At 52.0% G+C, this 15,353-nt stretch carries 12 protein-coding genes, 2 pseudogenes and 1 other annotated feature; of the genes and pseudogenes, 7 read left to right on the top strand and 7 right to left on the bottom strand.

Annotated features, from left to right (window positions below):
* Positions 1-46: 46 nt before the first annotated feature.
* The 5 genes from SF2230 to yohJ all read right to left on the bottom strand — a co-directional run bounded on the left by SF2230 (position 47) and on the right by yohJ (position 3,262).
* Positions 47-286: a hypothetical protein gene (locus SF2230; RefSeq protein NP_708045.1), complete on the bottom strand. Its 240-nt coding sequence runs from the start codon at positions 284-286 to the stop codon at positions 47-49.
* A gap of 2 nt (positions 287-288) precedes the next feature.
* Positions 289-1,008, bottom strand: a complete 720-nt coding sequence (sanA, locus tag SF2229; RefSeq protein ID NP_708044.2) for a vancomycin high temperature exclusion protein — start codon at positions 1,006-1,008, stop codon at positions 289-291.
* A gap of 149 nt (positions 1,009-1,157) precedes the next feature.
* The gene (gene cdd / locus SF2228) at positions 1,158-2,042 is read right to left on the bottom strand and encodes a cytidine deaminase (RefSeq protein ID NP_708043.1); all 885 of its coding nucleotides are present in this window, start codon (positions 2,040-2,042) and stop codon (positions 1,158-1,160) included.
* 129 nt (positions 2,043-2,171) lie between these two features.
* Positions 2,172-2,867 (bottom strand): hypothetical protein, encoded by a 696-nt coding sequence (gene yohK / locus SF2227; RefSeq protein NP_708042.1) that lies wholly within the window; start codon positions 2,865-2,867, stop codon positions 2,172-2,174.
* Positions 2,864-3,262 carry a hypothetical protein gene (gene yohJ, locus SF2226; protein NP_708041.2) on the bottom strand — a complete coding sequence of 133 codons (399 nt, stop codon included), beginning with the start codon at positions 3,260-3,262 and terminating at the stop codon, positions 2,864-2,866. The genes yohK and yohJ overlap by 4 nt, the downstream gene beginning before the upstream one ends.
* A 238-nt stretch (positions 3,263-3,500) precedes the next feature.
* On the opposite strand from yohJ, the gene yohI reads away from it, so the two are divergent.
* The 3 genes and pseudogenes from yohI (at position 3,501) to yohF (ending at position 7,376) form a co-directional block, all read left to right on the top strand.
* Positions 3,501-4,448, top strand: a complete 948-nt coding sequence (yohI, locus tag SF2225) for a tRNA-dihydrouridine synthase C (protein ID NP_708040.2) — start codon at positions 3,501-3,503, stop codon at positions 4,446-4,448.
* 677 nt (positions 4,449-5,125) lie between these two features.
* Positions 5,126-6,562 (top strand): annotated as a pseudogene (locus SF2223).
* Positions 6,563-6,614: 52 nt separating this feature from the next.
* Positions 6,615-7,376, top strand: a sequence feature (Similar to Escherichia coli K12 oxidoreductase gi: 1788459 (254 aa). BLAST with identity of 95% in 253 aa. This CDS contains an in-frame stop codon. The sequence has been checked and is believed to be correct.).
* Positions 6,615-7,376 (top strand): annotated as a pseudogene (yohF, locus tag SF2222). Its footprint overlaps the feature before it by 762 nt.
* Before the next feature lie 116 nt (positions 7,377-7,492).
* Here yohF and yohD read toward each other — a convergent pair.
* On the bottom strand, positions 7,493-8,107 hold the full coding sequence (yohD, locus tag SF2221) for a hypothetical protein (RefSeq protein NP_708037.1): 615 nt from the start codon (positions 8,105-8,107) through the stop codon (positions 7,493-7,495).
* Positions 8,108-8,240: 133 nt separating this feature from the next.
* Here yohD and yohC point away from each other — a divergent pair, with 133 nt between their 5' ends.
* Entirely contained in the window at positions 8,241-8,828 is a 588-nt protein-coding gene (gene yohC / locus SF2220) for a hypothetical protein (RefSeq protein ID NP_708036.2), read from the top strand.
* A gap of 173 nt (positions 8,829-9,001) precedes the next feature.
* Positions 9,002-9,934, top strand: a complete 933-nt coding sequence (gene pbpG, locus SF2219; protein NP_708035.3) for a penicillin-binding protein 7 — start codon at positions 9,002-9,004, stop codon at positions 9,932-9,934.
* 37 nt (positions 9,935-9,971) lie between these two features.
* Here the strand turns inward: pbpG and dld are convergent, their stop codons facing one another.
* The gene (dld, locus tag SF2218) at positions 9,972-11,687 is read right to left on the bottom strand and encodes a D-lactate dehydrogenase (RefSeq protein ID NP_708034.1); all 1,716 of its coding nucleotides are present in this window, start codon (positions 11,685-11,687) and stop codon (positions 9,972-9,974) included.
* Between the two features lie 195 nt (positions 11,688-11,882).
* Between dld and bglX the strand changes: the two genes are divergently transcribed.
* Together bglX and yehZ are read left to right on the top strand one after the other, a co-directional pair.
* On the top strand, positions 11,883-14,180 hold the full coding sequence (gene bglX / locus SF2217) for a beta-D-glucoside glucohydrolase (RefSeq protein ID NP_708033.1): 2,298 nt from the start codon (positions 11,883-11,885) through the stop codon (positions 14,178-14,180).
* Between the two features lie 251 nt (positions 14,181-14,431).
* A complete protein-coding gene (yehZ, locus tag SF2216; RefSeq protein NP_708032.1) occupies positions 14,432-15,349 on the top strand; it encodes a transport system permease in 918 nt (305 codons plus the stop codon).
* Positions 15,350-15,353: the final 4 nt, after the last annotated feature.

The following is a 15,353-nucleotide window of genomic DNA, read 5'->3' as shown; positions in this document are numbered from 1 at the left end:
AGTGAAGTAATAATTATTCTCAATAATTAACAGAAAAGAGAAAATATTAACGATAGAAAATAAGATAAACAATCATGCCGATAGATAAAATTCCGAAGCCAATATATGCCACCATATAAGCGAAGAAGAGTCCGGGATTTTTTGCTCGCCAGACATACACCGGTTCCGGTGCATTTTTAACCCGTTTATCAATCGCGCCTGCGCGCCAGCCTTTCCATGCTTCGCGGAAACAAAATATCGGGATAAGGAAAAAAACGGCAACGACAAAAAACTGCTGTACATCCATAACTACTTTCCTTGTTTCTTTTGTAATTCAAGTAACTGTTCGGGTGTAACGGCGGGATACCCCTGCGCATCTTCCGGCACCTGGTGCATAGCCGGAATAGGGACCAGCGGCCCTAAAAAACGCGGTTCACGTTTAAAAATATAAAGGTCAGCCAGCGCACCGAAACGGGCGGCAAATTCGCGAATACGTACTGACAGCATATCTTTCGGTGACGGTACGGCATAACACTGAGCCTGAATCCCCATATGCAGCGCAATAAATAATGCTCGCTCACAGTGGAAACGTTGGGTGATAATAATGAAATCATTAGTATCGAAAACTTTGCGTGTACGCACGATGGAATCCAGCGTACGAAAGCCTGCGTAATCGAGAACAATATCTGATGGGTCGACACCAGCAGCGATTAAATCTTTGCGCATGGTCATCGGCTCGTTATAACTTTGCAATGCGTTATCGCCGCTCAGTAATAGATAATTTACCTTACCGCTGTTATAGGCATTAATCGCTCCTTGAATGCGGTAGCGATAATACTGATTAATAACGCCGGTACGATAATATTTTGCTGTGCCGAGCACCACGCCGACCTGGCGGTAGGGGAGATCCTGCAATTCGTCGTAGATATAAGGCGCGGTTTTCCAGCTCATCCAGCGATCGAGGCCGAGCACAGTCAACAGCAGCAAGCCGATCAGGACTAACAGGCTGAGGAACACGCGCTTTAACATGCAGGAGACTCGAGCTAAGGAAAATTTCCATCAGGCTACTTTACCCGCTGGTTTTGCGCAAGAAACGGCAAACTGTTTGCCGGGAATTTCGACACCAGGAGAGGGCTGGCAAGCCGGACAAGGCGTTCACGCCGCATCCGGCACCAGGCTTAAGCGAGAAGCACGCGGTCGATACTGTGACAGCCGAGAGCTTTCAGCGTTGCGGAGGTGGCATCCCACTGAATCAACGGCGCATCGGCTTTTTCTGCCAGAACCGCGCGCTGGATATCCGGGTAATCATAACCCTTGAGATTCAACAGAATTAACGCCCCCTGCAACGGCGGCAGAGTCGGGTTGAATGCGGCGTTTTCAGCGTAGCTGCCGCTGAAAATACGACCGTCTTTACATTCCAGCGCGACACCGCTTGGTGACTTACTGTAAGGCATGTGCGAACGGTTTGCCGCTGCAATCGCCGCCTGAGAAAGCGCATCACCAGTCAGCGCATAGCCGTGATCCTGCTCGTCCATCAGCAGCGTTTTAATCTCCAGATCTTTCGGCCCAAAGGCATCCGGCAGATAGTCACGCAGCGCGTGTGCCTCGCGGCCCGGCAAATGAATACGCAGATCCAGACCGCTGTTCAGTTCATTCATAAACTGACGGCAGTGACCACAAGGCGTATAGTTAACGGTGATGGCTGCAAGCGCTTTTTCACCACTCAACCAAGCGTGGCTGATCGCGCTTTGTTCGGCATGAACGGTTTGCTGCATTGTTGCACCAATAAATTCCATATTGGCACCAAAATACCAGGTTCCGCTCACACCGCGCGCAATTGCGCCAACATTAAAATTCGACAATGGCGTACGCGCACAGGCCGCCGCCAGCGGAAGTAGTGCGAATGCCAGCGCGTCTTCGTCCAGTCCCGTTGCGCTCTTCAGCGATGAGACTTGCTCCCCGGTCAACAAAGCGGGGAAGTACTTGTCTGCCAGAATAGGTTCCAGTGCAGATTGCAAGTTATCCGCAAGTTGGGCAAAAGCGGTTTGAAAACGTGGATGCATGGCGTTGCCTCATAATCATGTAATGGGATAACAGTTTACGAACCCGTTATGGCTTTATATGTGATCTGAATCTCATTAATTATGCAACACGTGAAACTTACATCAAAAATGCGCGACGTATCGCAAATTTTAGCCCATTACTGCCAGAATAATCGGGAAAAGGAACGGTGCGATCAGCGAAGTAATTATCCCGCATAACACCAGCGCTAGCGAACTAAATGCACCTTCCTGATAATCCAGCTCGGCGCAGCGCGCCGTACCGAGGGCGTGCGAGGCAGTCCCCATTGCCAGACCGCGCGCAGCTTTGGTACGAATACGCATCGCATTAAGCAATGTATGGCCAAATACCGCGCCGAGGATGCCGACGAAAATCACGCAAACTGCGCTGATTGCCGGAATACCGCCAATACTGCCGCCAACCGCCATTGCAATAGGCGTGGTGACTGATTTCGGCAGGATTGACGCGGCGATTTCCGGTGAAGCGCCCATCAACAATGCCACGGAAGTCCCCGTCACCATCGCAACCACGCTGCCGATAAAACAGATGGTGATGATCGATTTCCAGCGCGCGCGGATCTGGTGTAGCTGCTCATATAAAGGATAGGCCAGCGCGACGACCGCCGGTTGCAGCAGATCGTTTAGCACTTCGCTACCTTTAAAGTAACTGTCGTAAGAGATGCCGGTCAGCATTAAAAAAGGAATGATCACCACCATTGCTACCAGCAACGGGTTAAGCAGGGGAAACTTATACCGTGCCGCCAGTTTGCGGGCGGCAAAAAAGACAATCAACGTCAGCGGTAATGACCACCAGATATTCGCCATCATTCTTCTGATCCTTTCTGACCTACGACTTTACGTTCACCGTGTACCAGTTGTGAACTCCAGCTCACCACCAGAAAAACCACCAGCGTACTGACAGCACAGGAAACCACTACCGGGCCAAACTGCGCGCGGAGCAAATCAAAATATTGCATGACGCCTACGCCAATCGGCACAAACAATAGCGCCATATAGCGAATCAGTACGTAGCACCCCGGATTGACCCATTTCGCCGGAAGAATTTGCAAGGCCAGCAGGACAAACAGGATCAGCATCCCGATGATGCTGCCCGGAATGGTTACCGGTAGCAGGGAAGCAATGAAAATGCCTGCATACAGGCAGGCATAAATCAGGACGAAAGCGCGTAAATATTGCCAGATAATGTTCAGTGTCTTACTCATAATCAACACCCCAGATGAGATGGATTCATCATACAATTAATTCGTAAAACGTGCTACCGATCACATTAAGAAATCAGCGCTTATTTTTTCGCTACCCGGTATTACGCAATGAGCAGCGAACTCAGGCATACATCAAGCATAGAGAGGGATTGCAGTTTGCAGCAATCCCTCTTTGCAGACCTTTAATCCGCTGACCATAGGCGCTAACATAGCGCCTCATTTTTTTGCGGGTGATGATATGCGTGTGTTACTGGCACCGATGGAGGGAGTGCTTGACTCTCTGGTGCGTGAATTGCTGACCGAAGTTAACGACTACGATCTGTGCATCACCGAGTTTGTCCGCGTGGTGGATCAACTGCTGCCGGTAAAAGTCTTTCATCGCATTTGCCCTGAGCTACAAAACGCCAGCCGGACACCATCTGGTACGCTGGTGCGCGTGCAGTTGTTAGGTCAGTTCCCACAATGGCTGGCAGAGAACGCCGCCCGTGCGGTGGAGTTAGGTTTCTGGGGCGTGGATCTCAATTGCGGCTGCCCGTCGAAAACGGTTAACGGTAGCGGCGGCGGGGCGACGTTACTCAAAGATCCTGAACTCATCTACCAGGGGGCAAAAGCGATGCGTGAAGCTGTACCGGCGCATTTGCCTGTCAGCGTGAAAGTGCGTCTGGGCTGGGACAGCGGTGAGAAGAAATTTGAAATCGCCGATGCGGTTCAACAGGCTGGCGCTACGGAGCTGGTGGTGCATGGGCGGACGAAAGAGCAGGGTTACCGCGCGGAGCATATTGACTGGCAGGCGATTGGCGAGATTCGCCAGCGGCTGAATATTCCGGTGATTGCCAACGGTGAAATCTGGGACTGGCAGAGCGCGCAACAATGCATGGCGATCAGCGGCTGCGACGCAGTGATGATTGGTCGCGGGGCGCTCAATATTCCCAACCTGAGCCGGGTGGTAAAATATAACGAACCGCGAATGCCGTGGCCGGAGGTGGTTGCTTTGCTGCAAAAATATACCCGTCTGGAAAAGCAGGGCGATACCGGGTTATATCACGTTGCGCGGATTAAACAGTGGTTGAGTTATTTGCGTAAAGAATACGATGAAGCAACGGAATTATTTCAGCATGTTCGGGTGTTGAATAACTCCCCTGATATTGCAAGGGCTATTCAGGCAATTGATATCGAGAAACTCTAAAAACCATAGTGATGTTTTTGACAATGTGTTAGCTCTTTATCAATAGGCCGCACGGTTGTTTGGTGGCGTCAAAATCGCCGAGGCGTTCCCTGAAGGCCGGGGCAGCCCACATGGATGTGGGCTGAGGGCGCGTTTTACAGGGATGTTACCTCGCGCCCGACCCGGTAGCCGTAAGGGATAAGCCGAGGGCACCGCGCAGCGGCGATTTTGTTCGCCAGAGCCCGGGGGGGCAGGGGGCGGCGGCGATTGGTCGCCCCCTGCGCGCTCCTTGCGCCAGTGATTATATGAAGCAATGCACATGACAGGAGCGCAACAGGATGAGAGACTGAAATATTCTCGTTATTTTCGGATCTGATGACATTAATTAATTTTAAAATATCATCTTAAATACGCCAGTCACCACCAGTAGCCCAATCAGGAAAATAATCAATACAGCCCAGAGTATAATTTTCATTGGCGTTCCTTTATTTGTGAGTGCTGAATAAGTATAGGAAAAAACGAAGCCCTTTGCCGTTATCCATAAACGATTAAGATAAATCGGAAGATATCATTTACTTAGTCTATATTTTTCTGGGTATGTCGTTTTATTGCTACTGATGTATTGCCACGCGAAACTAAAAAATATATCGCAACACACGGTAATCTCCGCGCACCGTTTCTTACCTGATTATTCCCCCATGAATCGTGATTCCTTTTATCCAGCCATCGCCTGTTTTCCGCTGTTACTGATGCTGGCCGGGTGTGCGCCTATGCATGAAACCCGCCAGGCGTTAAGCCAGCAAACGCCCGCTGCACAAGTTGACACCGCATTACCCACGGCGCTGAAAAATGGTTGGCCAGACAGCCAATGGTGGCTGGAGTATCACGATAATCAGCTCACTTCATTAATTAACAATGCACTACAGAACGCACCGGATATGCAGGTGGCTGAACAGCGCATTTAGCTAGCTGAAGCCCAGGCGAAGGCAGTTGCCACTCAGGATGGTCCGCAGATCGACTTTTCGGCGGATATGGAGCGGCAAAAAATGTCGGCAGAAGGGCTAATGGGGCCGTTTGCTCTGAACGATCCGGCCGCAGGTACGACCGGTCCGTGGTACACCAACGGAACTTTTGGCTTAACGGCGGGCTGGCATCTCGATATCTGGGGAAAGAATCGGGCGGAGGTTACTGCCCGCCTGGGTACGGTTAAAGCACGGGCGGCGGAACGCGAGCAAACCCGCCAATTGCTGGCTGGCAGCGTAGCCCGCCTGTACTGGGAGTGGCAAACCCAGGCGGCGTTAAACACGGTCTTGCAGCAAATAGAAAAAGAGCAGAACACCATTATCGCGACCGATCGCCAGCTATATCAGAACGGGATTACTTCTTCAGTTGACGGTGTGGAAACCGATATTAATGCCAGCAAAACCCGGCAGCAGCTCAACGATGTCGCGGGGAAAATGAAAATTATTGAGGCACGGTTAAATGCACTCACAAATCACCAGACTAAGTCATTGAAGCTTAAACCGGTCGCGTTGCCGAAAGTGGCAAGCCAGCTTCCTGATGAACTGGGGTACTCCTTACTGGCCCGGCGGGCAGATTTGCAGGCGGCGCACTGGTACGTTGAGTCATCGTTAAGCACTATTGATGCGGCAAAAGCGGCATTTTATCCTGACATCAACCTGATGGCCTTCCTGCAACAGGATGCGTTGCACTTAAGCGATCTGTTCCGTCATTCCGCGCAGCAAATGGGCGTTACGGCAGGCCTGACGCTACCTATTTTCGATAGTGGTCGTCTTAACGCCAATCTCGATATCGCAAAAGCCGAAAGCAACTTGTCTATCGCCAGCTACAACAAAGCGGTGGTTGAAGCAGTGAATGACGTGGCGCGGGCAGCCAGTCAGGTTCAGACACTGGCGGAGAAAAACCAGCATCAGGCGCAAATTGAGCGCGATGCCTTGCGTGTGGTAGGTCTTGCGCAGGCCCGCTTTAACGCGGGCATCATTGCTGGTTCCCGCGTCAGCGAAGCCAGAATCCCGGCGCTGCGTGAGCGGGCCAATGGCCTGTTATTGCAAGGGCAGTGGCTGGATGCCTCCATTCGACTCACCGGTGCGCTGGGCGGGGGTTACAAACGCTGATGATATGCGCCTTCTATACTTAACGTTTATTCAGCGTTAAGTGGAGAACTCGATGGCATAGGTCGCGATAATTACCGCTTCCGATTCGGGGATCGGCAAAGAGTGCGCGTTATTACTGGCGCAGCAGGGGTTTGATATTGGCATTACCTGGCACTCAGATGAAGAAGGGGCAAAAGATACCGCGCGTGAGGTGGTTACCCACGGCGTACGTGCGGAGATCGTGCAACTGGATCTCGGCAATCTGCCAGAAGGTGCGCAGGCGCTGGAGACACTCATCCAGCGATTTGGGCGTATTGATGTGCTGGTGAATAATGCGGGTGCAATGACCAAAGCGCCGTTTCTTGATATGGCTTTTGATGAGTGGCGCAAGATTTTTACCGTTGATGTTGATGGTGCATTTTTATGCTCGCAAATTGCGGCTCGTCAGATGGTGAAATAAGGGCAGGGCGGTCGCATCATCAACATTACGTCGGTACATGAACATACGCCGCTGCCGGATGCCAGCGCCTACACAGCCGCTAAACATGCGCTCGGCGGGTTAACCAAAACGATGGCGCTGGAGTTGGTCAGGCATAAGATTTTGGTGAACGCAGTCGCGCCTGGGGCGATAGCCACGCCAATGAACAGCATGGATGATAGCGACGTGAAGCCCGACGCGGAGCCTTCGATTCCTCTACGGCGTTTTGGCGCAACGCATGAGATTGCCAGCCTGGTGGTGTGGCTTTGTTCGGAGGGCGCAAATTACACGACAGGGCAGTCGTTGATAGTGGATGGCGGCTTTATGTTGGCGAATCCGCAGTTCAACCCAGAATAGCGCAGTGAGGTGCGTGGATATTTCAATGGGTTAGGCCAGATAAGACACCAGCGTCGCATCAGGCATGGAACACCCGGTGCCGGATGTGGAGTGAATGCTTATCTGTGGCAACTGCTTTACGCCTGATTATCCGGCTTTTTCTTCCCGCGCCGTTTCAGCCACCAGCGCACGCCCACCACCAGAACCACGACCAGAATCAACCAGACCCAGTGCTTCAAATGCTGGTCGAGATTGTGCAACCACGGCGCAATCACCTGACCACCAGCGTAACCAATAGTGGTAAAAATCAACGCCCAGGCAAATGCGCCGAGAATATTCAGCGGCAGAAAGATTTTCGGCGGCAGCTGGCTGGCACCAATCAGCGTCGGGCCAATCACCCGAAAGCCATACATAAAGCGCGTACCAATGACAAACAGATACGGATGGCGTTGGATAAGTTTCTGTGCCCGCTCAATTTTATCCTGATGTTTCGAGAAACGGCGTAACAGCTTGCCGCCAAACCGCCGCCCGCACAGATAGAGCACCTGGTCGCCAATCATGCCACCAAGCGCCACAGAAAGTACCACCAGTGGGAACTTTAATAGCCCCTGATGTGCCGCAACGCCTCCCAGCAAAGTCACGGTTTCACCTTCCGCCAGGCTACCGATAACCAGCGCGGCATAACCATATTGTGAGATGAGTGTATTGAGATCCATAGGCCAGTTTGTCTCCCTTTGGTTGCCTGTAAGCATACACCCTGTGAATCATTCACGCTGAAAAAGGACATACATCAGACGGTGCAAATTACATGGATGAACAAAAAATAATCACAAGCTGGCTTATACTTGAACTGTCAGGTTCATGAACTCACAACAAGGGGGCGGTATGAGCCATGTCTGGGGACTGTTTTCCCATCCCGATCGTGAAATGCAGGTGATTAATCGCGAAAACGAAACGATTTCTCACCATTACACCCACCACGTTTTGCTGATGGCGGCGATTCCGGTGATTTGCGCCTTCATTGGCACTACACAGATTGGCTGGAATTTTGGCGATGGCACTATCCTGAAGTTATCCTGGTTTACCGGACTGGCGCTGGCTGTCTTGTTTTACGGCGTTATGCTGGCTGGGGTTGCGGTGATGGGGCGGGTCATCTGGTGGATGGCGCGCAATTACCCGCAGCGTCCGTCTCTTGCGCATTGCATGGTCTTCGCGGGCTACGTTGCAACTCCGCTGTTTTTAAGCGGTCTGGTGGCGCTTTATCCACTGGTCTGGTTGTGTGCGCTGGTCGGCACGGTGGCGCTGTTTTACACCGGCTACCTGCTTTACCTTGGTATTCCGAGCTTCCTGAATATCAACAAAGAGGAAGGCCTTAGCTTCTCCAGTTCGACGCTGGCGATTGGCGTGCTGGTACTGGAAGTGCTGCTCACCCTAACCGTTATACTATGGGGCTACGGTTATCGTTTGTTCTAGAAAGTTCTTTGACGTTGCATTGCTGGCGTAAATGTCAGCAATGCAGCATTTACTCACGATTCTCCTTTGACGATCGCACTTTTTGCTCGTTATGATGGCGTCGCTAGCCTCAGTAAATCCTTACTCCGGCGGTGCGCAACCCGTGCGCGTGAACCACTATCTGAATGCTCATCATGCCGAAATTTCGAGTTTCTTTATTTAGCTTGGCCCTGATGCTGGCTGTGCCTTTTGCACCGCAGGCCGTTGCGAAAACGGCAGCCGCTACCACCGCTTCACAACCGGAAATTGCCTCCGGTAGCGCGATGATTGTTGATCTGAATACCAACAAAGTGATCTATTCGAACCACCCGGATCTGGTGCGTCCGATTGCGTCTATCAGCAAATTAATGACCGCGATGGTTGTGCTGGATGCACGACTGCCGCTGGATGAAAAACTAAAAGTGGATATCAGCCAGACGCCGGAGATGAAAGGGGTCTATTCGCGCGTACGACTGAATAGCGAAATCAGCCGTAAAGATATGCTGTTGCTGGCGCTGATGTCTTCAGAAAACCGCGCGGCGGCAAGCCTTGCGCACCATTATCCCGGTGGTTACAAAGCCTTTATTAAGGCAATGAATGCGAAAGCGAAATCGCTCGGAATGAACAACACGCGCTTTGTTGAACCTACCGGATTGTCGGTGCATAACGTTTCAACTGCCCGTGACTTAACCAAACTGCTCATTGCCAGCAAACAATATCCGTTGATCGGGCAGTTAAGTACTACCCGGGAAGATATGGCAACCTTCTCTAACCCGACGTATACGCTGCCGTTCCGCAATACTAATCATCTGGTGTATCGCGATAACTGGAATATTCAGTTAACCAAAACCGGCTTTACCAATGCGGCGGGCCATTGTCTGGTGATGCGTACGGTTATCAATAATAAACCGGTGGCGCTGGTAGTGATGGACGCGTTTGGCAAATATACCCATTTTGCCGATGCCAGCCGCCTGCGTACCTGGATTGAAACCGGTAAAGTGATGCCTGTGCCGGCAGCAGCGTTGAGCTATAAAAAACAAAAAGCCGCCCAAATGGCGGCGGCGGGGCAGACGGCACAGAACGATTAAGTGAATTCGGATGGCGATACTCTGCCATCCGTAATTTTTACTCCACTTCCTGCCAGTTTTTCCGTTTACTGGTTTTACCGATCCCCGGATTCATGCTATTGGTCGGATCATTCTCGCGATAGAACTTCTGCAACGTCTCCGGTGCTTTATACAAATGACCGACGTTATGCTCGGCAGGGTACTGCGCGCCGCGCTGCTGTAGCAGTTCCAGCATCTGTTCTTTTAACGCATGCACATCCACGCCTTTTTTCACTATGTAATCCTGATGGAAGACATAGCACATAAAATGGCCGTAATAGAGCTTGTGCACCAGCTGGCTGTCGATCTCCGGCGGTAAATGCTCATACCACTCGGTGTCGTTACGCCGCAGAGCGATATCCAGTGCCAGAATGTCTTCGACTTCATCGGAATGCACCGCCTGATAACGAATTGCTGCGCCCGCAGCGGCGAAACGGTGTAAAAACGCTTTGCTACCTTCCTCCGGCGTACAGACAAAGAAATCGCCCTCGGCCTGTTTGAAATAATCCACCAGCCACGATTTGGCTTCACCGACGCCATCGCCTGCCATTTTTAACAGCAGATGATGCTCGTATTTATCGCGCCAGTTTTTCATGCGCGGCGGTAAATGGCTGGGGAACAGGTGACCGAATTTTTGCATTGCACGGTCAGTAAAATGCGGACGGAAGAATTTCACTTTCTCCAGCATCGCATCGGTGCGTCCCTTGAGATTAAAGAAGAACGGCATCTTGTCGGTGCCTAACTTATCAATCATCAGGAAGGTGTCTTTGCCGTATTTTTCCGCAATATCGTAGATATCCCGGTGCATATATTCCCCGGCAACCGGCAGATTTTCGAAGTTAGCCAGAATATGACGGCGGATTTCGGTCAGCACTTCCGGCTGGTTGGTGCCGATATAAAACACCTGCTGATTTTTTTCCGCTTCGAAGGTATCAAGACGTACCGCAAAGACGGCCAGCTTCCCGGCGCAACCAGAAGATTCAAATAACCGATCCGGATCGGCGTTATAACGTGCGGGCGTGTCGGCTTCAATATCACGAACGCGGTGGACATAGTCATAATCGTGGGCGTGACGACCATCGTGACGCACATCGTCATCTTTGATGCGATCGTCATCCAGCTTGCTAAGGATCTGCTCCGGCGTTTCGCCCAGATCAATCCCCAGATGGTTCACCAGCGTCAGTTTGCCATCTTCATCTATACGCGCGAATAACGACATTTCGGTATACGCCGGGCCACGTTGCACCAGCGAGCCGCCGGAGTTGTTACAAATACCGCCGATGACCGATGCGCCTATACACGATGATCCAATCACCGAATGCGGTTCGCGTCCCAGCGGTTTGAGGGCTTTTTCCAGCGAATAGAGCGTGGTGCCCGGATAGGCCAGCACCTGTTCGCCCTTGCCGAGAACGTGCAGCTTGTCGAGACGCAGGGTGCTGATGATCACGATATCGCGATCATAGTCGTTACCGTTTGGCGTCGATCCTTCGGTCAGGCCTGTATTGGCAGCCTGCATCAGAATAATTTTGTCGGCGGTGACGCAGGCTTTCAGCACCCGCCACAATTCCAGTAGTGAGCCAGGGAAAACGACAGCCAGCGCGTCGCCCTGACCAGAACGGAAGCCCTTGCGATAGCGGGCCGTTTTTGCGGGATCGGTGAGCAGGTGTGAATGACCGACCAGACGGGCAAGTTCATTCAAAAAGGCTTTATTATCAGTTGTTGTCATGGAAGACATTTTCCACTCCTTGTGGTGGCGAAAAAATATCACAAACTAGAATAGCGCCTTGTATGACAATTCAGCGAGTGAATATTTTGAAAATTCAGACAATAAACTGAGCATTCTTTTTCTCTCTCCATCATGCTTATGGCAAACTACGGTTTTTGCACCATTTTCGCTGCCACGTCGGGCAACAAAGGAAGAAAAATCCATATGAAATGGCTATGTTCAGTAGGAATCGCGGTGAGTCTGGTCCTGCAGCCAGCACTGGCGGATGATTTATTCGGTAACCATCCATTAACGCCTGAAGCGCGGGATGCGTTCGTCACCGATCTGCTCAAGAAAATGACGGTTGATGAGAAAATTGGTCAGCTGCGCTTAATCAGCGTAGGCCCGGATAATCCGAAAGAGGCGATCCGCGAGATGATCAAAGACGGTCAGGTTGGGGCGATTTTCAACACCGTAACCCGTCAGGATATCCGCGCCATGCAGGATCAGGTGATGGAATTAAGCCGCCTGAAAATTCCTCTTTTCTTTGCTTACGACGTGCTGCACGGTCAGCGCACGGTGTTCCCGATTAGCCTCGGTCTGGCCTCGTCTTTTAACCTCGATGCGGTGAAAACGGTCGGGCGTGTCTCTGCTTATGAAGCGGCAGATGATGGCCTGAATATGACCTGGGCACCGATGGTCGATGTCTCGCGCGATCCGCGCTGGGGACGTGCTTCCGAAGGTTTTGGCGAAGATACGTATCTCACCTCAATAATGGGTAAAACCATGGTGGAAGCGATGCAGGGTAAAAGCCCGGCAGATCGTTACTCGGTGATGACCAGCGTCAAACACTTTGCCGCATACGGCGCGGTAGAAGGCGGTAAAGAGTACAACACCGTCGATATGAGTCCGCAGCGCCTGTTTAATGATTATATGCCGCCGTACAAAGCGGGGCTGGACGCAGGCAGCGGCGCGGTGATGGTGGCGCTGAACTCGCTGAACGGCACGCCAGCCACCTCCGATTCCTGGCTGCTGAAAGATGTTCTGCGCGACCAGTGGGGCTTTAAAGGCATCACCGTTTCCGATCACGGTGCAATCAAAGAGCTGATTAAACATGGCACGGCGGCAGACCCGGAAGATGCGGTGCGCGTGGCGCTGAAATCCGGAATCAACATGAGTATGAGCGACGAGTACTACTCGAAGTATCTGCCTGGGTTGATTAAATCCGGCAAAGTGACCATGGCAGAGCTGGACGATGCTGCCCGCCATGTACTGAACGTTAAATATGATATGGGGTTGTTTAACGACCCATACAGCCATTTGGGGCCGAAAGAGTCTGACCCGGTGGATACCAATGCCGAAAGCCGCCTGCACCGTAAAGAAGCGCGTGAAGTGGCGCGCGAAAGCCTGGTGTTGCTGAAAAACCGTCTCGAAACGTTACCGCTGAAAAAATCGGCCACCATTGCGGTGGTTGGGCCACTGGCGGACAGTAAACGTGACGTGATGGGCAGCTGGTCCGCAGCCGGTGTTGCCGATCAATCCGTGACCGTACTGACCGGGATTAAAAATTCCGTCGGTGAAAACGGTAAAGTGCTGTATGCCAAAGGGGCGAACGTTACCAGTGACAAAGGCATTATCGATTTCCTGAATCAGTATGAAGAAGCGGTCAAAGTCGATCCGCGTTCGCCGCAAGAGATGATTGATGAAGCGGTGCAGACGGCGAAACAATCTGATGTGGTGGTGGCTGTAGTCGGTGAAGCACAGGGGATGGCGCACGAAGCCTCCAGCCGGACCGATATCACTATTCCGCAAGGCCAACGTGACTTGATTGCGGCGCTGAAAGCCACCGGTAAACCGCTGGTGCTGGTGCTGATGAACGGGCGTCCGCTGGCGCTGGTGAAAGAAGATCAGCAGGCTGATGCGATTCTGGAAACCTGGTTTGCGGGGACTGAAGGCGGTAATGCAATTGCCGATGTATTGTTTGGCGATTACAACCCGTCCGGCAAGCTGCCAATTTCCTTCCCGCGTTCTGTCGGGCAGATCCCGGTGTACTACAGCCATCTGAACACCGGTCGTCCGTATAATGCCGACAAGCCGAACAAATATACTTCGCGTTATTTTGATGAAGCTAACGGAGCGCTTTATCCGTTCGGCTATGGTCTGAGCTATACCACTTTCACCGTCTCTGATGTGAAACTTTCTGCGCCGACCATGAAGCGTGACGGCAAAGTGACGGCCAGCGTGCAGGTGACGAACACCGGTAAGCGCGAGGGGGCCACGGTAGTGCAGATGTACTTGCAGGATGTGACGGCTTCCATGAGTCGCCCTGTGAAACAGCTGAAAGGCTTTGAGAAAATCACCCTGAAACCGGGCGAAACTCAGACTGTCAGCTTCCCGATCGATATTGAGGCGCTGAAGTTCTGGAATCAACAGATGAAATATGACGCCGAGCCTGGCAAGTTCAATGTATTTATCGGCACTGATTCCGCACGCGTTAAGAAAGGCGAGTTTGAGTTGCTGTAATGCTTTAGTAAGGGCGCGACGTTTGCGCCCTTTGCCTGATGTTCATATCTTAACTTGCTGAATTTTCGCCCTTTGTAGGCCGGATAAGGCGCTCGCGCCGCATCCGGCAGGAAACGCCGGACCGAATATGCCTCTTAAGTATTTATCTGATTCTGCAACTGAATCCTTCCGCTCAGGCTAACTCTGTCATTATCAACTATGCTTTTCTCTTAATTCGCTGAAAACAACAGTAAAAGAATGAGGAAAGCATCATGCCACTCTTAAAGCTCTGGGCAGGTTCACTGGTTATGTTGGCAGCCGTGAGCCTGCCGCTACAGGCGGCTTCCCCCGTTAAAGTCGGTTCAAAAATCGATACCGAAGGCGCGCTGCTCGGCAACATCATCTTGCAGGTACTCGAAAGCCACGGCGTACCGACGGTGAATAAAGTGCAACTCGGAACGACTCCTGTGGGGCGCGGGGCGATTACTTCCGATGAACTGGATATCTATCCGGAATATACCGGCAATGGCGCTTTCTTCTTTAAAGATGAAAACGATGCAGCGTGGAAAAATGCCGGGCAGGGCTACGAGAAAGTCAAAAAGCTCGATGCGGAGCACAACAAGTTAATCTGGCTGACGCCCGCGCCTGCAAATAACACCTGGACTATCGCCGTGCGTCAGGATGTGGCAGAGAAAAACAAACTCACTTCGCTTGCCGACCTGAGTCGTTATCTGCAAGAGGGCGGCACCTTCAAACTGGCAGCCTCGGCAGAGTTTATCGAACGCGCCGATGCGTTACCCACGTTTGAAAAAGCCTATGGCTTTAAGCTCGGTCAGGATCAGTTGCTGTCACTGGCTGGTGGCGACACGGCGGTGACGATTAAAGCCGCTGCCCAGCAAACCTCTGGCGTTAATGCCGCAATGGCTTACGGCACTGACGGTCCGGTCGCGGCGCTGGGGCTGCAAACCTTAAGCGATCCGCAAGGCGTGCAACCTATCTACGCGCCTGCACCAGTGGTGCGTGAATCGGTGTTGAAGGAGTATCCGCAAATGGCACAGTGGCTACAGCCAGTCTTCGCCAGCCTCGATGCAAAAACATTGCAGCAACTGAATGCCAGCATTGCAGTGGAAGGACTGGATGCCAAAAAAGTGGCTGCCGACTACCTGAAACAAAAAGGGTGGGCGAAGTAATTTC

The sequence above is a fragment of the Shigella flexneri 2a str. 301 genome, from assembly GCF_000006925.2.
Classification (GTDB): Bacteria; Pseudomonadota; Gammaproteobacteria; order Enterobacterales; family Enterobacteriaceae; genus ECMA0423.
The sequence above is the reverse complement of the archived record's forward strand: the minus strand, read 5'-3'. Positions and strand labels throughout refer to the sequence as shown.